This window comes from Chitinophagales bacterium, assembly GCA_041392475.1.
Taxonomy (GTDB): domain Bacteria; phylum Bacteroidota; class Bacteroidia; order Chitinophagales; family UBA2359; genus JAUHXA01.
Genome location: JAWKLZ010000003.1, coordinates 375,251 through 398,487, shown reverse-complemented (window position 1 = coordinate 398,487; position 23,237 = coordinate 375,251). Strand labels below are relative to the sequence as shown.

Genomic DNA, 23,237 nt, shown 5'->3' with positions numbered 1-23,237 from the left:
CAATGGCATCTAAAATTAAGAAAAATTGTACAATTGTATTGCCCATTTTAAATACGATTCATTTTTAAAAGATCCAAAAATAGCTCACCAAATAATTAGTGAAATATGGGCAACAAGCCCTGAGTTATTTCCTGCACAAATGACTAAAGGTTATGTGCTTAACGGCAAAACTCGGCTGTCCAAAAAAATGGACATCCAAATGCGAAAAATAGAAGTATAGGGACAAAATTATCAAATACGTCCAAGTTTCATTCTGTCTTATTGCAAAGCGAAAACAGATGTAGCTTCTAAAAGCTTGTTTTTAAAGCGATTCGGTGTTCCTTTTTGGGCATTGGCATTTGTTTTTGGATACAATGCAATGTGGTGGTATCGCCTCTATAATTGTTTTAGTGATTATAGTATTGTAGGCACAACCCTACATGATCCAGAAAAATTACCTTCCGATGTTTTAGCAGATGAATACCATGTAAAAATACAAGGTAAAAAAGCTTATGTGGCTACAACTGTTGGGCAAAACTGTTTTTTGGGCATGAAAGTTTCTTCTGGCGCAGATGCAGATTCTTTGGAAGAAGCTTACGGTGTATTCAAACAAGAAGCAGAGGATGTATCATCAGACTATCAACCCAATACAGTAAACACAGATGGGTGGACAGCCACACAGAACACATGGCAAAAACTCTATCCAAATGTTCAAGTCATTGAATGTTTCTTACACGCCGTTCTAAAAATTAGAGATAGAGCTACAAAAAAAGTACAAGACTATTACAATACAGCAGCAGATAAGGTGTGGAAGGCTTATCGAACTTACTTCAAAAAGACAATTTGCACAACATATAAGAAGGCTTCGGGAATGGGCATCTAACAATGTGCCCTGCTGCCCCATCAAAGACAATATTCTTAAACTCTGTAAAAAGAAAAACAAGTGGTTAGCACATTTTGACTTTCCCAAAGCACACAAAACCTCCAACATGATAGATAGATCCATGAGGGCAATGAATAGACATGCCAACAACTCCCAAATGTTTCATGGAGATGTACTTAGCACTACCCATAATTTCAGAGTTTTTGCACTCTTCCATAATTTTTCACCCTCTTGTGTACAGGCGTGGGATGAATCAGCCCTGCGGCTAGGCTCAACAGATTTGTCTATCATCAAGACTGGTTGCAGAATTTGTTCATCGCTGCTTCTTTAGGGGGGTATCGTTATCACAGCAATCCGTTATAATCAGGAAGTTTCATTTCACAGATTTTGTCATAAATCCAAGATTGTTCTAGTGTTTGTGTTAAGTAATTCCTTGATAAACCTCCATCATTCTCCCCACGACTTCCTCCTCTCGAAATTGATCCACATGGTTCCATCCATTTGCCATTAACTGAATACGGACTGCACCATTGGTCATGGCTTCTTCAATTGCATGGGCTAATTCCTCTGCATCCAAAGGATTGACATACAATGCACCTTCACCTGCCGCTTCTCGAAAACAAGAACAATCGTTGTCAGATGTAATCACAGGAGTTCGGCTAAACAATGCTTCAATAATCGGAATGCCAAAACCTTCAAACAGTGAGGGGTAAACCATCACCAATGCCTTGCGGTAGATATTCGGCAAATGTTCATTGGGAATGTTGCTGAGGAATGTAACCGATTTTTGGAGTCCATGCTGCTGCAAGTAGTTCACAACTTGCTGTTTGTAAGCACCGCCGTCACCAACAACTACCAAATGTGGATTTAGGCTGCCTTTCATGATGTGGAGTGCTTTGGCAATGGTCAGGAGGTTTTTGCGTTCGGTGATGGAACCGACATACAAGATGTATTCTTCGGGCAAATCATAGGGAACTTCAATGTTGTCTTGTTTGAACAATCCGTGTTGCAGAAAAATAGCATCATTGTAGTCGTAAAAACTGGGGTGACAGCCTTGGTAAACGACTTCAATTTTGCTGGCTTCAATGCCCAAAAATTCGATGATGTCGCTTTTGGTTTGTTCGCTGATAGCAATGACCTTATCGGCTTGTTGACAAGCGTATTTCCATTTTTGACGATAAATGAGGCGGTCAATTTTGGAGTACAGGTCGGGATAACGTAGGAAAATGAGATCGTGAATCGTGACAATGTTTTTGGTTTGGGGGCGACTTCGGTGAATATTGCGAGGGAGTTCGTGGCTCAATCCGTGGTAAATATCCAATTGGTCGGATTTGATTTGATTGCCCAATTGCAGGCTACGCCAAACACTGCCGTCAAAGAGTTTTTGAAAACGAGTTTGGGGTATTTTGACTTCTATGTTTTTGAAGTTTTGTATTTCTGCAAAAGGAGAATTTTGAATAGATTTGGGGCTATACAATATATATTGATTGTCAGGATAATATTTGACCAAACTTTTGATGAGGGTGCGGCTGTAATTGCCGAGTCCTGTGTTGTTGAAGAATGCTCTTTTGGCATCGAAACCGATTTTCATGGACGTTTATTTTGAAGGATGAAAGCTGAATGTTGAGTGAGAAGAAAAACAAAGATAAGGTTTTGATTTTTGGGTTCTTTGACAATTTTTCTACCCCTTGTAGTGTTTTCAAAATCAAATCACCAGTCTACCTCCCGACCAATGCAAATCCTGCCCAATACAAAGGTTCTTGACCCTCTGCCATCAAATCCAATTTGGCTTTTTGAAGAGCGGCGGCATAGCTGCAATTTTCTTCCAAAACATAGCGGAAAAAATTGGGAGTCAATTGGCTGGCTGCATCGGGTACTTTGAAAAGGGAGTAAATGATGTTGCTGGCTCCTGCGTACAAAAATCCCCGATTCAATGCCAACATTCCTTCTCCTTTCTGCAATTCTCCAATTCCGCTTTCACAACTGCTTAAGACCACCAAATCTGCATTTAAAGGTAAGTGAAAAGTATCTGAAATGTAGAGCTTTCTTTCTTCTCCTGATAGTGATTGGTGATGGCTAATTGGTGATGGGGCATTGGATATTGGATGGTTTTGTACGTTTTCTGATTTCTGACTCCTCGCAAAATAAATCCCTGATAGTGAAGGATTTTCTTCGTTGTAAAAACCGTGTGACGAAAGCACAATGTATTTTTTATCTACAAGGTTTTGGATGAAGTTTTGCTTGGTGGCTTGGTCATAAAGTAGGGCAGTTGAAGGTAATTTGTGTTGGGTGAAAAGTTGGTGGATTTTTTGGATTTCAGCCTTGGAGTCGGTGAGTTCTTTTAATTTTCCGCCTGCATTGAAGTCGGATTTGAAGGTAATATTTGTGTTTTGAGATGTTTCCTCTTGGGTGATTTCGTCAAAATTGATGGGAGCGATTCCTAAAAAGCTGCCTGCTTGCCCTGTTGCTTTTTTGTTTTTTTGACCATCAAACCATAAGGTTGCAGAGTAATGGTAAGAAATTTGGAAGGATTCAATTAAATAGTGTTTATGTGTTTGTGTGTTTGAATCTTTGGGGATGTTTTGTAGAGATGTGTTACTAAAATTTCTGAATGTGTTTTCTTCCTCATCCAACGTCCATCGTGCCAAAATATCGAAAGGAAGCCTGTGCAAACAATCATCGGGAATAATCACCAATTGCTGACAATGAGGTTCTTCCTCCAAAATAGGCTCTAATAATTGCTCAAATAGCTGTTCTCCCAAATCCTTCAAATCTTCTTCGTCGCCCATTCCGATTGCATCGTGAATGTACTCAATGGTATCGTTCAAATCATCGGGTTTGGGGAGATGGTGAAAGTGAAACTGATGCTTTGAGATGGCGAAAATAAACAGGTTTTTAGCTCCTACAAAATAGTTGACAAGCGTTTTTTGGGGTTGCAGTTGTTGTTGAATATTTGCAGCGTGAGCCGTTTCGAGGTCATATTTGAGTTGGTAATATTGAGGATAATTTTGCTCGATTTCTTCAATGATTTGGTCGTATTGAAAGCTGATGTCGAAGTATTTTCCTTGCAAATAATTAACCATTTTTTGTTGCTCAGGGTTAGCTGTTTGGTTGTTAATTTGCAGTTTTAGCTGTTGGATGCGTTTGTCCAAAGCAGCCATTTCTGTTTGCAGATTTTGCTCTTTCTGAAGGATTTCTGTTGGAATGTGTGCGCTAATTTTGGCCGCTGCTTCCTTGAGTTTGCTAAACAATACATAACTTTTGCTCAGTTCTGCAAAGGCAAAAGCAGTGTGGAAATAATCGTGGTTTTGCGTCTTTTTGTACAGCAAGTAAGCCGCAAAAATGGCATACTCATACGTGCCAATCACCAATTTTGCATGAATAAGCTTGGAATCTTCAGTTTTGTACCTTCTGCGGTTTTCGTTCAATACTTGAATAGATTTTTTGAAATACGTCAAGGCAGTTATCAAATCACGGTTGGTGTCATTTTGGAGGTATTGAGCCAGAAAAATTTTGGCTTTGTAGTTCAGCGCATAGCCCAATTTGATTCCGTGATAGTATTTTTCCAAAGAAGGAACCGCATATACATCGTCCTCATTGAAGGAAGGAATGGCACTTTTCAATACAATGTGAAAGGCTTCAATTGCTTGGGTATATTGTTGGGTATCATCATAATACTTGCCGAGGGTGTTGTAAATAACGATTTTTTCGACTTGTTGCTCTGGCACTTGCTGGTGTATTTGCAGGGCTTTGGTGAGGTATTGAAAGGCAATATCTGGCTGATTCATTTCGAGGTAACAAGCTCCTAGGTTTCGATATATTTTGACCAAAGAAGGGTGGTTTTCATGCGTAACAGCACGCCTAATTTGCAGCCCTTTTTGATAGCCTTCAAGTGCCTCATTGAAGCGTTCCATTTTCATCAAGCAATAGGCAATGTTTTCAAAGCATTGAGCAACAAGTGGGTGTGTTTCTCCAAATACATCGGTTCGGAGTTGAAGTGCTTTTTCGTAGTATTGAATCGCCATTTTGAAGTCGGCTTGTTGGCTGTAGCCCAATCCTATATTGTTGTAAGCAAGAGCAGTTTGTGGATGTTTTTCACCATAAGTATTGAGCCAAATTTGCAGGGCCTTTTGGTAATAAATCAAGGCTGTATTGGTGTCACCAATGAAAATGTAACAAGCTCCCATGTTGTTGTAAGTCTGTGCGACTTCGTTGGGATATTGTTCAATGGTGTTTAGTCGAATTTTGAGAGCAGATTGATGGTAATCAAGAGATTCTGTGTACTTACCCATTTCACTTAGGCACCAACCCAAGTTGTTGTAGGTATTCGCCAATTCACGCTGATAGTTTGTCGTTTGTTGGAGAATGGTCAATGCCTTCAAAAAACATTCATTGCTCTGCTCGTATTTGTGTTCATCTCCATACACACATCCAAGCATATCATAGGTTTGAGCGATATTGAAGTTGTTTACTGAAAGGTGTTTTTCTCCTGCTTTTTGGGCTTCAAAAAGATAGGCAAACGCATTTTCATATTTAGAAAGGTATTTATGCACAATACCCAATTCGTTCTGCGCCCGCACATAGGCCTCCCAATCAGCTATTTGTTGGGCTAGTTCAGAAGCTTGCAAAAGGGCATCAATGGCCGATGGATACTTTGCTTCGTTGAAGTAGTTTTCTGCTGACAGAAAAAGGTCTTTTATCAATGGTTGTTTATTATTGATAGAATATGGCTTTTGTAAGAATACTGAAACGTTGAAATAGAGTCGCTTATTCAACCATTACCTTCAAAGCAGTGCTATTTTTATCGCCCAGCGCATTGAGTTTTTTATTGAAAGACCCCAAGAATGTTTTGCTTTGGTCTGGAGCATACACTTTTTCTTTGGTAAAATCTACCAATAACTTCAATTGGTTACTTTCACCATTGATTTTCAAAGGTTTGATTTTCCCACTTTTTTTGTCTTTGTAGGTAAGTTCAATGGTGAAGTTAGCTGCTTGAGCATAACATGGAACTTCAATTTCCCAATCAGGACTAATTTTTCCCTTTCCTTTTTTATCAAACTTGAAGGTATGCGTTTTTTTGTAAGGAGCAGTGATTTCTGCTTTGATACTACTTTGAAAACTCATGGCTTCCACTTCTTCAGCGGGAATTTTTGTGATGTCGAGATCCACAATGAGAATCCTAAAATGCGGTTTTTTGCCAGTAGAAGCTCGGTTGTGTCCACATTCTGAACCCGAATGGGTTTGTGAACCTAAAATACCAAGGTATTTGATGGTGTCTTTTTTCGCATCAAGGGGTTTGTCGTTTTTGTCTTGTGCGGCTAAATAATTGGGTAAAAACGCCATCATGCAAAAAGCAAAAAAGATGAATAACTGTTTCATTTGTAGGAGGTTTTTGGTTTAATGTATTGTTCGATAGAACTTTCTTTGTATTAGACGTATAGAATGAGGGTTTTGGAATGAAGGTGCGAATTTATTTTTTTTTTAAGGTGTGGATTTTTGAGTAATCAAGTCTTCAAAAGTACCCACAAGTCTATTTTTATTTAATAAAGATAAAAAAAATACTTGAATAGTTTTTAGCAACACTCCTGAATTCCTTTTTTGGAATCTATTGGAGGTGTTGCAAGTGCTTTTAAAGTAGTTTGATTTTATTTGGAGTAAAGAGTTTATTTGCTTCATCGAAGACTTTATAGACTCTACCAAAGTTGCCAAAAGACTGTATTTTTTAATATTTTTGGCAAGTTATAAAACTTATATCTTGCCAAAAATGTTACTTTTTAGTATTTTTTGGCGAATTATAAAATATGGAATCGAATGAAAGTCATTGGTAGAAAAGAAGAAATCTTATTATTAGAATCGCTCTTGCAAAAAGAGGAAGCAGAATTTGTAGCGGTTTATGGCAGAAGAAGGGTGGGAAAAACCTTTTTGGTGCGTGAAGTCTATAAAAAGCACATAGTGTTTGAATGTAGCGGTTTGCACAATAAAAGCTTTGGGCAACAATTGGAGAACTTTTGGCTGACTCTTCAAGAAACCAACACAAATGGGAAGCCAACCCTACCTCCTAAAACTTGGCTGCAAGCCTTTTCTCAGCTAAAACTGTACCTCAATACGCTAAAAGGAGATGGTAAAAAGGTGGTTTTTTTGGATGAAATACCTTGGTTTGAAACGCCCCGTTCAGGATTTTTGGCAGCATTGGATAACTTTTGGAATCAGTATTGTACCAAACGGGAGGATATTATTCTGGTGATTTGTGGTTCGGCAGCTTCATGGATGATAAAAAAGGTCATCAATGATACAGGAGGTTTACACAACCGTGTCACCGTCCATATTCAATTAATGCCTTTCACGCTACACGAAACGAAAATGTTGTTGGAGAGCAAAAATGTTCATTTGACGCTGAAAGATATGGCTCAACTGTATATGTGCATTGGAGGAATTCCTTTTTATTTGAGAAATGTGAAAGCGGGTAAAAGTATCCCGCAAATTTTAGATGATTTATTCTTTGTCAGACAAGCAAGTCTGAAACAAGAATTTGACAACCTCTATGCTGCCCTCTTCAAAAACAGCGAGTTGCATGAGCAAATCGTAGCTGTTTTATCGACCAAAAACAAGGGCTTGATTCGCTCTGAAATCATTGAGCAAGCCCAAATTAACAGCGGAGGGGGATTGAGTAGAGCCTTGAAAGAATTGATAGAGTGTGGTTTTGTAGAGCAGGTTTATGCGTATTATCCAAAGACAGGAAAGTCTTTGTATCGTTTGATGGATGAATACACACTTTTTTATTTTAAGTTTCTGAAAAACAACAAATTAAATAACAGTTGGTTGTATCTTTCCAATCAAAATACCTACAAAATTTGGTTGGGATATGCTTTTGAGAATCTTTGCCTTAGACACATTCAACCCATTAAGCAGGCTTTGGGGATTCATGGAATCGTCACAAATGATTTTACCTGGTCTTATAGGGGCGATGACTCAACAAAGGGAACACAAATTGACTTGGTGATTGACCGAAGCGACAATTGCATCAACATTTTTGAATTGAAATTCTACAACCAAATTTTTGAAATCAACCCATCCTATGCACTGCAATTGCAGCAAAAAGTGGAAGTTTTTAAGACACAAACCAAAACCCCAAAAAATGTATTTCTTACTTTTCTAACAACCCTAGGAGTCAAAAAGAACAAATATTATTTGAGTATCGTTACCAATCAATTACAAATTGAACATTTGTTTGAGGAAGTTCGGGTTATTAGTTGAAGCCCAAAAGAAATCGAATGGGGGAGTTTATTTTTACCGCATATTTGAGGAGATTCACCTACTCCTCTGTTGAAGTAGAAACTTCCACGCTGTAAACATTGACTGTCTCCACTTTGCCTTTCAGCAATAGATTTCCTACATGCTCAATCAAAAAACCATTATGAGATGCCAAGCAGTTCTTCAAAAATTCAGATATCAACAAGCTCTTTTCCAGTTCATTGCATTGACCTTGTATTCTGGCAGCCGTATTGATGGTATCACCGTGGTAGGCAATTTCTCGTTTAATCTCACCTACCTCTGCTACCACAATTTTGCCGCAGTTCAAACCCGCTTTGAATTGCGGAATAAGTCCATATTTCTTTTCGTAATAGGCAGAACGATCCAATAGTCTTTTTTTGAAGTCGAAATAAGCCCTCAAGCAATTGGAGTTTTCAATCCCTACCTCTTTCGACCAAGTCAATACAGCCTCATCTCCCACATATTGATAGACTTCTGCATGGTACTCTTGGACAACTTCAAGGTCTTGGAAACAATCTTGAATCATCTCACTGTAGAGCAAATGCCCCAATTTTTCTGCAATTCTGGTTGAGTCCTTCAAGTCAAGGAACATGAATATTTTTTCATCTTCCTTTGGGTGGTAAAATTCCCCTTTCAACATTCGCCAAAGATTGCCAGGTCCGAATTTTTTGTCTATCTGTTTGACAAAATCTACTATGAAGCCCACGAGAAAACAATAAAAAATGAAAAGTAGAATCTGCTTTGTAAAGACAAACTGTTTGTACGTTTCCCAGTTCAGTTCAATGCCAACGACCAACGAAATAACCCTCATTCCGAATGAAATAAACAAAATGATGGCAATCAGATAGGTAAATACTCCAAACAAAATGGCTTGACCAAATGTAGTGCGCTTTACCACGTTTTTTTCAATGAAATATGAAAGAGAACCAAAAGCAATTCCTGCAAATAGACCCATTGCTACATTGACACGCACATACTGCAAAAAACTTATTTCGGCTGGACGAATGACCTCCTGACCAAAATTTCGCAATAGATTCCAAAAAGCAAAAGCAAACGTCCAAATGAGAAAGTGGTAGAAGATGGATCGAAGGTGTTCTTTGTTCATGTTGGTACAATGATTTGTTGCTCAACTTGATTGAATTGAAGCATTTAGAAGAAAGATAAGTTGCCGTTCAATTGATTTTTTGCTGTCCTACTCCTTCACCACCCCAATCAAGCTACTATTTGGCAGATACAAATTAAAATCTGCCACCGTCACCTGACCATCCAAATTCAAATCCCCAAGTATATAGATGTTCAGTGTAGCCAATTGAGAAATATACAAATTGTAATCTGCAACAGTAATCACCGAATCTCCGTCAAAATCCCCTGCGTGTAAGGCAAAAACACCTGAACTCATTTGCTTCAATTGGTGCTGCCCCAAAGCTTGATTTGCGCCCATAGACCAATCATAAGTAGTGGCGTTAGGAATCGAAAAAGCAGTGGAGGTCATGACCGCCAAATGGTTGCGGTGACGCAATACAAAGCGATAGTCGGTTTCGGCATCCAAACCGCTGAAATACACCCCCTCCGCAACACTTGCATCCACATCCCGAATCGTACCATTTTGTAGCAAAAGGGCAGCTTTTGAAGTCAAAAAAGCATTTTCGTTGGCGGCATCTCTGGCTTCAATCAATACCCAATCCACCACATTTGAAGGGAAAAGGCTTTTGGTGGCGACCTGTTCGCTGCCTGTATAGTTCCACGGCTCGGAATTGTAGGGCTGTTGAAGTGGGAGTAAGTTGTTGTTTTGCAGTTGATTGGTCATTGAAGCAGTTTGAAGATTGTAAGCACCTTCTAAAATGGCTTTTAACTTGACAGGAATGGTTTTGGTGGTCAAGAAAAACTGACCCGATTCAGTGAGATTGCAGTCGGCATTGAAGCCAAAAGAGCCGTTTCCCATTGCAGAAAAAGTAGCGGCATTGCAGCTTTCAGACCAATCGTTTGCTTCACTGTTCTCCGACCTTTGGTAGAGCGAAATTTGCGGAGCGTTTTGCACCGATTGAAGGGCATGATTGAAGGCTGAAGGGTTGAATTGCAGATTTTGCAGGGCTGCAAAAGAGGGATTGCTGCCGTAGTTGTTTATTATCCAATGTTGCTGCAAGTTTTGACTTTGAATCGAGTTGTCATTTGGGATGGTATTGGGTAAAACATCCAAACGACTGACCACGATTTCTCCATTGGGATAAGTGGCATTTGAAGCAAAAGTAAGCTGTGTGCCTGTTTCTCCAAAATCGTAAGTACCTGCTACATTGATCATTGTGCGGTGACTGACTCCGCCTCCAAAGGGTGCGTTAGAGGGCGTAAGTTCGGCTTGTCCGACAAGGGCGGCATGGTAGGAATCGGCTCTATCCAAGATGCTTTTGGCATTGTCATTGAATTGGTAGTAGGCGATAATGTCGGGGTCGTTGATGGGGATTTGGGTGAGGTGGCGTAGTTCTCGGATTTCGTCTTGGCTCAAAGAACGGTTCCAAATACACACTTCATCTATCAAGCCCTTGTAGTTTCGTCCGCCCCAAGCCTTGTAACTGCCGATTTTGAGGCTGCCAAAATCCACTACTTCCAAGTCAGTTGTGTGGGTACTTCCAATGCCGTTCACATAGACAGTCAATGAGTTGGGTGTTGCGACCAATGCGACATGTGACCATTCATCGGCTGGCACTTCCAAACCCGAATCCCACCACCAAGCACCGCCTGGCCAATGGTAGCCAAGCGTATTATTGGATTCCCTGAAATTGAAGCCTGCTGTTGTACCATCATTCATCACAATGCCCGAATATTCAGGCTGAATCCCATTGGGTTTGACCCATGCAGTCATCGTAACGGTATTGGAGGTGAAGGGAATGTTTGGGGTTTGCACCCAATCGCCATCGTTTGAGGTTTGGAGCGCAAGACCTGTGGTTTTTTCGGCTTCGCATTGGCTCAAAACCGTGACCATGTTGGGGATGGTTTTGCTGTCAGAATTGCCGTTTCCGTCCGTTACAGTCAGCGTCACATCATAGCTTGTTTCGTTTTGAAGTAGGACTTTTGGATTGCGTTCGGTGGTAGAACTGACCCATAGCGGTTCGGGAGAAAAAGTCCATTGCCATATTGCATCTGCGTGATTCAGAATGGAATAGCAGTCAAATTGAACGGTATCTCTGCTGCAATAAACGATATCTTGACTGGTCATGGGCTGTGCTAAAGGCAGGGATGTTTCTTCAAAAGGTGCTTCCCAAATGCCCATCACGGAAGACAATCGGATTTTACTGTCTCTGTAAAAGGGCTTGAAAATGTGCTTGACATCGCCCATCACAAAGGGCAATCCTTCGTGGTAGTCTATCCATTCTGCTGCAATATCGTCCCAATAAAACAAGCCGTAAGACGACACAACATAAACTCTTGAATGTTGGCTGCCTCCTTGAAAAAAGCCATCGTTGATGCGGTGCCCGTCTAATGTAGAAGTAGTCATATTGCTCCAATTTGCGCCGCCATCTGTGGTTCTGAAAACTTTGTTTGTGTCGTTGTTGGTGTTCGCAAAAATCCACAATTCTTGGTCGTTGGCGGGATTGATGCTGATGAGTTTGCTGCCCGATGAGGGGAGATTTGCAGTGACATCCCAAGTGCGTCCGCCATCTAATGATTTGTAAATGTTGGTTTTGTTATAAACACAATAGAGTAAGTCGGGATTTTGTCGAGAGACTTCAATGCCTGTCACCTTGCCTGAGCCAAAGCTATGTAGGAGGTCAAAGGAATTGCCATTGTCGGTGGATTTCCAAAAACCGCCATCTTGTAGACCTGTCGATGCGCCCAAATAGAGGTGATGGGCATAACGTGGGTCTCGCACGATTTCGCTGTTTTCTGCATGAAAATAGGATTCATGTGGATATTTGCCGAGTTGCCCCGTATAGCTTTGTTTCCCTGCAATCGTGGGGTCAAGCAGACTCGTAGAAATATCCGAAAAATAGGTGGTCAAGGGATTCAACAAATCTACATAACCTGTTGCGGCTTCACCTCCTCCGAGTCTGCTGGAATTGCCTGTGCCATAGACTTCGTAGAGGGCTGTATTACCGTTGTGGTAGCGTCCACCGACCAATACATCTTTGTTCCAGCCTTGCCCCAAACCCCAAAAATGAGAACCCACCAATCCATTTTTGCGGGATTCATGTGTTGCAAATTCGTCATTGGAGTAGTTGATGCCGCCGTCTGTAGCTACCCAAACATCACCGCCCAAAACGTGGATGTCTTGAATGTCGGGGTGAATCCAACCTGCGTCGCTTTCGGAAGGGGTATCGTAGCCTCCAATTCTCGTCCAAGAATTGCCGCCATTGGAGGAAACGGACAGCGACAAAACGCCCAAATACAATTTCCCTGCAACGGTGTGGGAAGCGTCAAAACCAAAGTCATAGAAGGTTTGTGAAAAACCGCTTGTTCGTCCACTTGTGGCCAAATTTTGATTGGTAATGGTGTTGTAAGGTCCTCCATCTTGAATAGGATTGGTCCAAGATTCGCCTTCGTTTTCACTTCGATACACGCCTATCCATACATTGTCTTGGACCTTGTGATTGCCCATCATGCCGACATATACTTTGTTGGGTTCGAGTGGGGTAACGGCTATCAATGCACCGTAGTCTATGTGTTCATTGAAGTTGGCATTGATGGGATTGTACCAACCATTATTTACTTGTGTCCACGTTGTCCCTGTGTCTGTGGATTTCCAAAATTCGGCATACTGCAAAGTTGGATTGTGGCGAAGGGTGTAGAGAATGTTGGGTTGAATTGGGTGAAAATTGATGTCCCAAAATTTGTCGCCGTACTGTTCTGTCCATGTGTCGCCGCCATTGGTAGTTTTGTGTAGTCCATTTTGACCAACTGCAAAAACAATATCGGGATTGGTGGGATGTATGACGATTTGGTAAGTGCCATTGATGGAGTAAACGGATGCCCAAGTCGTGCCGCCATCTGTGGATTGATAGATATTGGAGTTGTCGGCGAGATAGACCAAATTTTCGTCCGTTGCGGCTACTTTGATGTCTTGAATGCCTCTGATGTCCTCATTTTTGGTGATTAAAGTCCAGTTCAAACCTTTGTCGGTGGTTTTCCATGCACCTTGTCCTTCTGTGCCTGCATACAAGACATTGGGATTGGAAACTGATTGGTCGATGCAATAGACATTGACCTGCCAAGAAACGGGAATCACGCCTAAATTGTCGTCATCAGCGTAGGTTTCAAAAGGGCCTATTGCAGCCCAAATATCGGTCTTTTTTTGAAGGGCTTCGCTTTGCCGTTTTTGCTTCAATTGGTTAATCCATTTTTCTCTTTCTGGATTTTTGGATTCAATAAAACCCTTGTCGTTTAGGTATTCTCCAATGTGGATGAGCCAAAATTTGTAGTTTTGGGTGTGGATGTTTTTTTCAAATTCATGCGTTTTGTAGAAGGCATCGTGCTGTTCTATGACCTCATACACATTGGGATTTTCGGAGTACATCAAGCTCGCCCAAGCGGGTTCAGAGCCATCCAAATAAGGAATGGCTTTGAAGAATTCGGCTTTGTTTTGGGCGTTTATTGAAGTGGTGATAAAGAGGAGGAGAAAGAGTATTTTTCGCATGATGGGAGGGTTGTTTTTTTTCTGAATCAGCGAATGTACTAAAAATCGGTTTATTTTTGATTATAAAACCATCTTGCGCTCGTTTGCAACGAGTGCAAGTCGAGAGCGTTTGTGAAAAAGAGTTGAACGTAAAATCAATAGTTCAAAATCAAAAAAATCGGTAGATGGTCGCTGTATCCTCCATAATAGTTGGGTCCACCGTAGGTTTTGTTCGGCACTTTTCCACTCTTTTTGTCGTCATACATCATCCAATCTTCTTGAAAAATAGTCACTTCTGAATTTGCCCTCACTCCCTTATTGTCGTTCAGCAATCCACCTGATACAATCATTTGGTCGAGCATGTTCCAATCCCCTCGATAGTTATACGTTCCCTTACCTGCTTTGTCGAGTGCCGCCGAAGTATTGAACAATTCGTTGTTTTTCAGGTCTTTTGAAGAAGATTTTGCGCCAAGTGTTTCCACGATACTTTTATTGTTGGGTTCGTCATTGAAGTCGCCCATGATGATGACTTTTGCATCTGGATCTGCCCGAAAAATCTCCACCAATTTTCCCTTCAATACCAAAGCGCAATTCACCCTTTTAGGTTCAGATACATCTTCCCCTCCTCGTCGAGAGGACCAATGGTTCACAAAAACGTGTAAGGGTTTGTCCGTGTCCTTGATTTGACCTTTCACATAGATGATATCACGAGTAGTCACTTCGGGATCAAAATCGAAGTGGACAGGGAGGGCTTCTTCTTCAAGCACTTTGAAAACCGAACTATCGTAAAGTAAGGCACAATCAATGCCCCTTGCATCGGGAGATTCGTGGTGAACGATTCCATAACGCTCATTGATAGACGTTTGGCGAATCAAATCCCGCAACACACTTTTGTTTTCTACCTCCGCTAAACCAATCAGCGCAGGCACATTGCCTTCCCCTTCTATGCCACTCAATACTTTATAGAGATCGTTGAGTTTTTTGATGTAGCGTTCTTCCGTCCATTTTTTTTCAGATTCTGGCATAAACTCCTCATCTATCGTATTTGGGTCATCTTTGGTGTCGAATAGGTTTTCGACATTGTAGAATGCCACTTTGATTTGGTGTGCGCCTTTGGGTTGGTTCATGTTTTTATTGCAGCCAATCAAAGTCCAGATTAAGAAAGAAATATAAAAAAATGATTTCATCTATACAATATTTAATGAGGTGAGTTTTCTGCACCAAAGCTACGGAATACTTGTGATAAGCGTATTGATTTAGTAAAAGTTGAATGTTAATTTTTTGATTTCCTTTGTATCCATTTTCTATCTTTGTTGGTGCAACCTTTGACTAAAAATCTATTCTTTTCACTAAAAGCTGGCATTCAACAAAAATCAAACTACATGACCAAGCATAATTTCGATGACGACTACTTGCTGCAATTGCTTCAAACAGATGAAACAAAGGCAATCGAAATTATATTCAAAACCTATCACGCTTCCCTCTGTTTGACAGCCCATCGTTTGTTGCAGTCCAAGGATGTATCAAAAGACGTAGTACAAGAAGTATTTATGAAATTTTGGACAAAGCGAGAAAACATCCAAATCAATACATCCCTAAAAGCCTATCTACATCGAGCAGTAGTCAATACCTCTCTGAATTATCTTCAAAAAAATCGCCGCAATCCAACAGATGATTTGAATACAGTTGAGGCACATATTTCTTCCCACAAAAATACGGCAGAAGATTATCTGCAAGCAGCCCAATTGACAAGCGATATTGATGCCGCCCTATCTACTTTGCCTCCCAAATGCAGAACCGTATTTATTCTCAGTCGTTATGAATACATGACCTACAAGCAAATCGCCGAAGAATTGCAGATTTCGGTCAATACTGTCGAAAACCACATCTCTAAAGCCTTGAAAATATTGAAGGAGCAGTTGCAGCAATATCTTTAGGAACATCCACTAAAAATACCAAAATTTCAAAAAAATGCCCTATCTTCAAGTGGAAAATTAATGATGCCTTTTCTATTTTATACTTTGGACGAAGGAGGAAAGATGCAAGAATTTAATTTACTGATAGTCAATCATTTATACCTAATTACATCAATGAATTAAGATTTTGATTATCAATTCTTTATAGCTCGCATCTTGCTTCCCACTTCTTTTGTCCAAAGTCCAATTCTATTAAAACCTATACAACTGCTTGAATTATGTACCCTATCCACTTCAATTTCCTCCCAAAGTACCCCTGCTTTTTACTATTTTTTCTATTGTCCTTCAAACTGATAGGTGCGCCTGCAACCATAGACGACCACATCAAAGTTGATCAATTTGGCTATCCACCTGATGCCCAAAAAATAGCAGTTATCAGCAATCCCATCACTGGCTTCAATGCAGGAGATAACTTCACCCCAGGCAGCACCTATCAAGTCCGAAATTGGAGTGATGATGCAGTGGTTTTCACAGGAACTGCAACTACTTGGAATAGTGGCGCGACCCATAGTCAATCAGGTGATAAAGTGTGGTGGTTTGACTTTTCGGCACTAACTGAATCGGGCAGTTATTACATCTATGATGTGACGAATCAAGTCGGTTCGGGGCGTTTTGAAATTGCAGTAGATGTATATGCCGAAGTATTGAAGGCAGCAGTCCGTACCTTTTTCTACCAACGCTGCAATTTTGCAAAAACAGCTCCGTATGCCGAAACAGGTTGGACGGATGCAGCGAGTTTTGTGGGAACACAACAAGATGGCGATTGTCGTTTGGTGACCAACACCTCGGTTTCAACCTCCAAAGACTTGACAGGTGGATGGTTTGATGCAGGTGATTACAACAAATACATCAATTTTGCCGATGGAGTTGTCCATGATTTATTATCGGCTTATGAGCAAAATCCCACGATTTGGACAGACGACTACAACCTTCCCGAATCCAACAATGGCGTTCCCGATGTTTTGGACGAATTGAAGTGGGAATTGGATTGGATGCTCAAAATGCAAGAAGAAAACGGCTCTGTTTTACACAAAATTTCCTCCACCAACTTCAATGCTTCAAGCCCTCCCAGTACCGATACCGAAGTGCGCCGATATGCCCCTGCAACGGCATCCGCCACCATTTCGGCTTGTGGCGCATTCGCCCATGCAGCCATTGTCTATCAGTCGCTTGACGATACTGAAATGCAGGCTTATGGCGATGAATTGGAGATTGCAGCCCTCAATGCTTGGAATTGGTTGCAGGCAAATTCAGGACAGATTCCTTCGTCTTACAACAATTCAGGCTTTGTGAATGTGGGTGCGGAAGACGACAACTACCAACAAACCGCCAACCAAATTGCGGCAGCCGTTTATCTGTATGCACTGACCAATGATGGAACCTACCGCACTTTTTTTGATAACAATTGGTCTCAACTCCATTTGTATCAATGGTGGTTTGCGTATGCTTTTGAAGATGAATATCAGGATGCAGCTTTGTATTATGCAGCCTTGGACGGAGCAACGACTGCAATAGCCAATGAAGTATTGAGTAGATATGGTGGCTCAGTGGAAACGAGTGGTGACAACTTACCTCGATTTACGAACAAGGACGATGCGTATAGGGCATTTCTGACAGATGGAAACCACGTTTGGGGTAGCAATGGCGTGAAATCGGTCAAAGGTTCGATGTTTTACAACATGGTCTATTATGGCATTAACACTACGAATGAAACCCACTATCGAAATGCTGCAATGGCTTATTTGAATTACCTTCATGGGGTCAATCCTTTGGGTTTGGTTTTTTTATCAAATATGGAAAATTATGGCGCAGAAAACTCAGTGACAGAGTTTTACCACTCTTGGTTCACCAACGGCAGCGCACTGTGGGACAAAGTGGGTGTTTCGACTTATGGCCCGCCTCCAGGCTTTTTGACAGGTGGGGTGAATCCTTATTTTGCGCCTGATGCTTCTTATGGCGGCACAATTTCACCACCTCAAAACCAACCTATACTCAAATCTTACAAAGATTGGAACACAAGTTATCCTGAAAATTCATGGGAAATCACCGAAAACGCAATTGGTTATCAAAGTGCTTACATTAAATTATTATCGAAGTTTGTGAGCCTACCATCAGGTGTTCGAGTGAAGGCAAAAGTTTGGTTAGAGGGAGTTTACGATCAAAACAGTGGCGAAATGAAAACCAATTTATTGGATAGGAGCTTACTTCCTTTGCAGCAACCCTTCAATGTTTCTCCGTGGAATTATGATGGATTAGAAGCATTTGACGTTTTTCCTTCAAACACAGTTGATTGGCTCTTAATAGAATTGAGAGATCTATCCAACAATACCCTAATTCTCGCTCAAAAAGCCTGTGTTTTATTGAAGGATGGAACAATTGCGGGGATGGATGGTTTGGAAGGTGTGACCTTTACGAACTTGGGTAGCGGTGATTACTATGTATCTATTAAAAGTCGACATCACCTTGCTTTATTAAGCGCAAATGTGGTATTCTTGCCGAATGAAACGGCATTTGATTTTGGAAATGCGGACAACATTGAAGGAGGGACATTGCAGTTGGCGGATTTAGGAAGTGGAGTAAGAGCATGTTTTGCAGGAGATTTTGACAGCAATGGAATTGTGAGTGTAGCAGACTTCAATCATTTTACAAACAATATGGCACAACTGAACCAATATTTGGATGCAGATTGCAATATGGACGGCAATGTGACGGTAGAGGACTACAATTTTTATAGACAAAATGCAAGTGTGATTGGCGTAGAGGCGATTAGGTATTGAGGAATGGGAATTCAGGAGGGGAAAGTTAGAGTTATAATAAAATAGCATATCTTGAAGTATGATTGAATTAGGAGGAATAGTAATATTGGGAATTTTGGGGCAATGGATAGCGTGGAAGATGAGAGTTCCTGCTATCTTACCGTTGATTTTGATGGGTTTAGGAGTCGGCCCTATTGCTGAATATTTTTTGGGTTCAAAACTCATTACCCCTATTTTTGAAGCTGAATTAAACAGAGGATTGTTTTTGTCAAACAGTTTTTTCTATTTTGTTTCCATGTCCATTGGTATCATTCTGTTTGAAGGAGGACTTACACTCAGGAAAGAAGAAGTCAAAAAAAGTGGTTCAACCATTTTGAAACTGATTACTTTTGGTTCACTCATTACCTTTGGTGGCGGCACTTTGGCGGCTCACTATGTGGTAGGTTTGACTTGGAATATGTCGTTTCTATTTGCAGCCCTGATTATTGTGACGGGACCGACAGTGATTGCACCGATTTTGAGGAATTTACCACTCAATAAAAATACTTCAACAGTATTGAAGTGGGAAGGAATTTTGATTGATCCCATTGGTGCATTGGTTGCAGTATTGGTATTTGAATTTATCTTAATAGGTGCTACGGGGCATGGAGGTGAGGCTTTTACAAGTGTAGCATTTGGTGAATTTTCCAAAATATTGGTGGTTGGAACGGGCTTGGGATTCGGTGGAGCTTACTTGCTCAATTATTTGTTAATCAATCATTTAGTTCCGCATTACCTCATCAATGTATTTACATTGGCATTGGTCTTATCGGTATTCGTTATTTCTGATTTGATAGCACATGAATCAGGCTTATTGACAGTAGTAGTTATGGGCATGGTAGTGGGCAATATGGGAATTCCGCACCTCAAAGACATTCTAAATTTTAAGGAATCCATGACCGTCTTGCTAATCTCGGTTTTGTTTATCACACTTTCTGCAAATATAAGTTTGTCTGACGTTGAGCTACTTCACCCCAATACTTTCATTCTATTCTTGATTGTGTTATTGGTATTGCGACCTCTGAGTGTTTTTGTGAGCACCTATGGGGGCATATTGAGTTTCAAAGAAAAACTGTTTATTTCGATGGTAGGTCCACGTGGAATCGTTGCAGCAGGTATTGCTTCTGTTTTTGGATTGAAACTAACCGAAAAAGGGATTGAAGGTGCAAATATGCTGACTCCATTGGTTTTTTTAATTGTATTGGGAACAGTGTTATTTACGGCTTTGACTGCCCGATTTTTTGCCAAAAAGCTGAAAATCACAATGGATCACTCAACGGGTGTCACCATCATAGGAGCAAATGCGGGGGCAAGGTTGATTGCCAAGTTTTTGCAGGAAAATGGCCGACACGTTGTCTTGATTGACAATTCTGAAATTAAAGTCCAAAGAGCCACCGATGCGGGTTTGCAAGCCTTCAAAGACAACATATTTGACGAAAACCTACCTGATCAATTTGATTTGTTGGACATGGGTTATTTGCTGGCATTGACCGAAAATGAAAGTGTGAATCTCTATGCTTGCAACAATCTTCAAAGTACTTTGGGAGAACATGGATGTTACCGCTTGATGTCGCCCACCGAAATGAAAAACACAGATGAACCTCCTTCAAGCAATGCTTTGTTTGACACAACGGTTGATTTTCTGAACTTTAGTGAAGCGGCAAGGGATTTTCCAGAAATTCATGAAATACATTATGAAGATGTAGATGAACTTCAAATGTTGCTAAAAAAATGTAGCAATACGCATGAACGCATCCCATTGTTTATTCGTCGAAAGAATGAGCAATTCGATGTGATTCCTGCCAATCGAGATGACTTCAAAGTAGATGACGGTATGTCACTGGTTTATTTGGGTAGAGAAATCACGGAGGAAGAATTGGAGGAAGAAAAGAAAGTGATGGATGAAGAATTGACTCAGAAATAGAGAATGTAGATTTTTTATGAGAGAGCCAGAAGTTTTTGTTTCATTGATATATCCAACATCAAACGCCGTTAATTATAAACCCTAAATCCTACTCAGAGAATAGGTGATTAACGAAGTTTGATATCGGATTTTTTGCCCTTGATAGTATCCCTGATGCAGCATCTATTCCATTCTTACAGCAGGCAATTTGAAACTAATCGGAAGGGTGAACTGCACTTTTACCTTTTCACCATCGTTCATGCCAGCTATCCAATTGGGCATCGCATTGACAACTCTCAAAGCCTCAGCATCACAATCAGCATTAAACCCTTTTATCACCTTTGCTTGCGTCACCTCCCCTTTTTCATTTATAACAAAAGTTACAAATGATTTCCCTTCAATTTTTGCATCAAAAGCCGACTTTGGATATTTCACATTGTCAATCATAAACTTAACCAATGCTTCAAAACCTCCTGCAAATTCAGGCATTTGATCCACTTCAAGATAGATATCCTTATCTTCAAATCCAGCCATCTTCTCTTTCACTACTTCCGAAATAGGTGTTTGTTTTTCAAGAGATTCAGCTTCGGAGCAAGAAAATAACAAAAAGCTCAATCCAAATAGAGGAACAGCCAAGAGATAAATCCAAAGCGCACGGTTTTGTGTTTTTGTGTTTTTCATCATGAGAATACGTTTTTTAATTTGATGTTTAGAAAAATGATTACTAATTGAAAGCACATTGCAATGTATAGCTTGTTGCACAATCAGTTGTGCATAATTTTTCATGCTATCGGGATAGTGCTGCAAAACCACACTATCTGCTAAATATTCGTGGACTTCCTGCAATTTTTGCTGGTACAAATACACGATTGGGTTGAACCAACAAACAATCTTCAAAACCTCCAATAACAAAATGTCATAGCTGTGCTGCTGTTGAATATGTGTTTCTTCATGCAGTAAAATCTGTTCTTTTGCCGAATCAGATATTTGTTGGGTATTGATAACCAAATATTTGAAGAAAGAAAAAGTGGGTAATTGTTGGGTTTCAATGACGAAATATCCTTTCTCTGAAACTACTCCATTTGCCCTGTGTTTGCGGACAAAATGCCCAAATGACCACAACTGCCCCAACAATCGAAGGCTGAACAACAAAACACCTGTTAAATAGATGATGCTCAAAACTTCCACCAAGCCCATATTTTGCTGCAATTGCTGACTTGCTTCTGCTTCAATCGAAATCGTTTGCAGCACATAGGACCAAGTTGGAACATCTGCAACTGATTGATAATTAATCCTAATTTGCAGCAAAGGCAAAACCAAAGCAGTGATTGAACTCAGTAACAAAAACCATCGGTTCCATTGAAGTGAAGTTTGTTTTTGCAGCAAAAAACAATAAAATAGGTAAAACAAGGTCATGCAGAGGCTGACCTCTGTTAGGTATATTAGTAAATTTTGCATAGGTATTTGTTTGATAGAAAAATAAGACTACAATCTCAATCCAAGAATTAATTCATAGAATACAAAAGGATTTTGTAATCAGTGTATTTGATTAATCTTCTTCCAATTCCTTCAATAAATCTTCAATATCCCCTTTATCCAACTTCTCTTCTTTTGCAAAAAACGAAACCATTTTTTTGAAAGAGCCGTCAAAATAGTTACTCACCATATTGTTCATCAAAAACTTTCGGTAATCGGATTTGCTGACATTGGGCGTATAGATATTCGTTCTACCAAAAGTTTCGTAAATCACAAAACCTTTGTTTACCAAGACTTTCACCATTGAAGCCACCGTTGTAGGAGGTATCTCCTCCCCTTTCGGCAAGGCTGCTCGAATATCTCCTAAAGCCGCTCTTTCGAGTGACCAAAGGGCTTGCATGATTCTTTCTTCTGCTTTGGTTAGTTTTTCCATTTGTATGCTTTTTTCTGCTGTTAAAGCAAAGATAAAACTTATTTTCCAATCATACAACTGTTTTTACAGTTATAAGACTATTTTTTTGAATTAAATCATTGTTTTGTCAAATTTTGTTAAATATTTTAGTTTATTGCTCAAATTTTGTTATATTTGAAGTGATTTATCTTCAATTTTAGAAATCTTTGAGATTCCCAAAATTTTCAACAACTCTTTATCATTCAAAAATAGAAACCATGACTTTAGACGACAACACACTTCAAGAACGCATCCATGAGCTCGAAAAAGAAATCATGGACAAAAAACAAGCCCTTGCCAAACTCCGAAAAGACCTCATTCCGCAAGAAATAAAAGACTACACGCTTATTGACAAAGATGGCAAAGAAGTGCAACTCTCTGAATTATTTGGAGATAGTAATGAAATGTTATTGGTCTTCAACATGGGAAAAACCTGTAGATGGTGCACACTTTGGGCAGATGGTTACAATGGTATCAGTCAACACCTACAAAGTCGAGCTGCTTTCATCGTTGTATCTCCTGACCCACCTGAAGTGCAGCAAGAATTTGCGGATACAAGAGAATGGGATTTTCCGATGTTGAGTTACCAAGGCTCGGATATTGGCAAAGATTTAGGCTATCAAACAGAGGATGGTTATTACATGCCTGGGGTGATTTCGTTGAGCAAATCGAAAGAAGGAAAAATTTGCTATCACAGCAAAGCCTTTTTTGGACCAAGTGACAACTATTGTGTGCAGTACGATTTTATGGATTTGCTGCCCAAAGGGGCTAAAAACTGGCAACCGCAATATGAATATTCAACAGAAATATCTAACAATTGATTTTCAATATTTTATGAATATATATGACAATATTTTTTAGATAGCACTCAATTTATTTAGACATTAGTTGGATAAA

15 protein-coding genes are annotated in these 23,237 nt (G+C 40.1%); 7 read left to right on the top strand and 8 right to left on the bottom strand.

Annotated features, from left to right (window positions below; genetic code table 11):
• The first annotated feature begins 295 nt into the window (after positions 1-295).
• Positions 296-862, top strand: coding sequence for a hypothetical protein (locus tag R3E32_24560; protein MEZ4887923.1), 567 nt, complete (start codon positions 296-298; stop codon positions 860-862).
• Between the two features lie 106 nt (positions 863-968).
• Positions 969-1,193, top strand: coding sequence for a hypothetical protein (locus R3E32_24555; GenBank protein ID MEZ4887922.1), 225 nt, complete (start codon positions 969-971; stop codon positions 1,191-1,193).
• Between the two features lie 90 nt (positions 1,194-1,283).
• On the opposite strand, the gene R3E32_24550 is transcribed toward R3E32_24555, so the two are convergent.
• The 3 genes from R3E32_24550 to R3E32_24540 all read right to left on the bottom strand — a co-directional run bounded on the left by R3E32_24550 (position 1,284) and on the right by R3E32_24540 (position 6,241).
• A complete protein-coding gene (locus R3E32_24550) occupies positions 1,284-2,453 on the bottom strand; it encodes a glycosyltransferase family 1 protein (protein ID MEZ4887921.1) in 1,170 nt (389 codons plus the stop codon).
• Positions 2,454-2,580: 127 nt separating this feature from the next.
• Entirely contained in the window at positions 2,581-5,565 is a 2,985-nt protein-coding gene (locus R3E32_24545; GenBank protein MEZ4887920.1) for a tetratricopeptide repeat protein, read from the bottom strand.
• Positions 5,566-5,629: 64 nt separating this feature from the next.
• On the bottom strand, positions 5,630-6,241 hold the full coding sequence (locus R3E32_24540; protein ID MEZ4887919.1) for a hypothetical protein: 612 nt from the start codon (positions 6,239-6,241) through the stop codon (positions 5,630-5,632).
• Between the two features lie 432 nt (positions 6,242-6,673).
• On the opposite strand from R3E32_24540, the gene R3E32_24535 reads away from it, so the two are divergent.
• Positions 6,674-8,116 (top strand): ATP-binding protein, encoded by a 1,443-nt coding sequence (locus R3E32_24535; GenBank protein MEZ4887918.1) that lies wholly within the window; start codon positions 6,674-6,676, stop codon positions 8,114-8,116.
• Between the two features lie 58 nt (positions 8,117-8,174).
• On the opposite strand, the gene R3E32_24530 is transcribed toward R3E32_24535, so the two are convergent.
• The 3 genes from R3E32_24530 to R3E32_24520 form a co-directional block, all read right to left on the bottom strand.
• Entirely contained in the window at positions 8,175-9,239 is a 1,065-nt protein-coding gene (locus R3E32_24530) for an adenylate/guanylate cyclase domain-containing protein (GenBank protein MEZ4887917.1), read from the bottom strand.
• A gap of 87 nt (positions 9,240-9,326) precedes the next feature.
• A complete protein-coding gene (locus tag R3E32_24525; GenBank protein MEZ4887916.1) occupies positions 9,327-13,760 on the bottom strand; it encodes a LamG-like jellyroll fold domain-containing protein in 4,434 nt (1,477 codons plus the stop codon).
• Positions 13,761-13,894: 134 nt separating this feature from the next.
• Positions 13,895-14,926, bottom strand: a complete 1,032-nt coding sequence (locus R3E32_24520) for a hypothetical protein (GenBank protein MEZ4887915.1) — start codon at positions 14,924-14,926, stop codon at positions 13,895-13,897.
• 195 nt (positions 14,927-15,121) lie between these two features.
• Here R3E32_24520 and R3E32_24515 point away from each other — a divergent pair, with 195 nt between their 5' ends.
• The 3 genes from R3E32_24515 to R3E32_24505 all read left to right on the top strand — a co-directional run bounded on the left by R3E32_24515 (position 15,122) and on the right by R3E32_24505 (position 20,434).
• Positions 15,122-15,676, top strand: coding sequence for an RNA polymerase sigma-70 factor (locus R3E32_24515; protein MEZ4887914.1), 555 nt, complete (start codon positions 15,122-15,124; stop codon positions 15,674-15,676).
• 257 nt (positions 15,677-15,933) lie between these two features.
• A complete protein-coding gene (locus tag R3E32_24510; GenBank protein ID MEZ4887913.1) occupies positions 15,934-18,492 on the top strand; it encodes a glycoside hydrolase family 9 protein in 2,559 nt (852 codons plus the stop codon).
• A 58-nt stretch (positions 18,493-18,550) separates the two neighbouring features.
• A complete protein-coding gene (locus R3E32_24505; protein MEZ4887912.1) occupies positions 18,551-20,434 on the top strand; it encodes a sodium:proton antiporter in 1,884 nt (627 codons plus the stop codon).
• Positions 20,435-20,596: 162 nt separating this feature from the next.
• On the opposite strand, the gene R3E32_24500 is transcribed toward R3E32_24505, so the two are convergent.
• Together R3E32_24500 and R3E32_24495 are read right to left on the bottom strand one after the other, a co-directional pair.
• Positions 20,597-21,871 (bottom strand): M56 family metallopeptidase, encoded by a 1,275-nt coding sequence (locus R3E32_24500; GenBank protein ID MEZ4887911.1) that lies wholly within the window; start codon positions 21,869-21,871, stop codon positions 20,597-20,599.
• Positions 21,872-21,962: 91 nt separating this feature from the next.
• A complete protein-coding gene (locus R3E32_24495) occupies positions 21,963-22,322 on the bottom strand; it encodes a BlaI/MecI/CopY family transcriptional regulator (GenBank protein ID MEZ4887910.1) in 360 nt (119 codons plus the stop codon).
• Between the two features lie 236 nt (positions 22,323-22,558).
• Here R3E32_24495 and R3E32_24490 point away from each other — a divergent pair, with 236 nt between their 5' ends.
• On the top strand, positions 22,559-23,161 hold the full coding sequence (locus tag R3E32_24490) for a DUF899 family protein (GenBank protein ID MEZ4887909.1): 603 nt from the start codon (positions 22,559-22,561) through the stop codon (positions 23,159-23,161).
• Positions 23,162-23,237: the final 76 nt, after the last annotated feature.

Bases quoted from the DNA above. Each gene is read 5' to 3' on its own strand.
- R3E32_24555 (MEZ4887922.1), top strand. From the start codon at position 969: ATGATAGATAGATCCATGAGGGCAATGAATAGACATGCCAACAACTCC.
- R3E32_24550 (MEZ4887921.1), bottom strand. From the start codon at position 2,453: ATGAAAATCGGTTTCGATGCCAAAAGAGCATTCTTCAACAACACAGGA.
- R3E32_24540 (MEZ4887919.1), bottom strand. From the start codon at position 6,241: ATGAAACAGTTATTCATCTTTTTTGCTTTTTGCATGATGGCGTTTTTA.
- R3E32_24535 (MEZ4887918.1), top strand. From the start codon at position 6,674: ATGAAAGTCATTGGTAGAAAAGAAGAAATCTTATTATTAGAATCGCTC.
- R3E32_24530 (MEZ4887917.1), bottom strand. From the start codon at position 9,239: ATGAACAAAGAACACCTTCGATCCATCTTCTACCACTTTCTCATTTGG.
- R3E32_24525 (MEZ4887916.1), bottom strand. From the start codon at position 13,760: ATGCGAAAAATACTCTTTCTCCTCCTCTTTATCACCACTTCAATAAAC.
- R3E32_24520 (MEZ4887915.1), bottom strand. From the start codon at position 14,926: ATGAAATCATTTTTTTATATTTCTTTCTTAATCTGGACTTTGATTGGC.
- R3E32_24515 (MEZ4887914.1), top strand. From the start codon at position 15,122: ATGACCAAGCATAATTTCGATGACGACTACTTGCTGCAATTGCTTCAA.
- R3E32_24510 (MEZ4887913.1), top strand. From the start codon at position 15,934: ATGTACCCTATCCACTTCAATTTCCTCCCAAAGTACCCCTGCTTTTTA.
- R3E32_24505 (MEZ4887912.1), top strand. From the start codon at position 18,551: ATGATTGAATTAGGAGGAATAGTAATATTGGGAATTTTGGGGCAATGG.
- R3E32_24500 (MEZ4887911.1), bottom strand. From the start codon at position 21,871: ATGCAAAATTTACTAATATACCTAACAGAGGTCAGCCTCTGCATGACC.
- R3E32_24495 (MEZ4887910.1), bottom strand. From the start codon at position 22,322: ATGGAAAAACTAACCAAAGCAGAAGAAAGAATCATGCAAGCCCTTTGG.
- R3E32_24490 (MEZ4887909.1), top strand. From the start codon at position 22,559: ATGACTTTAGACGACAACACACTTCAAGAACGCATCCATGAGCTCGAA.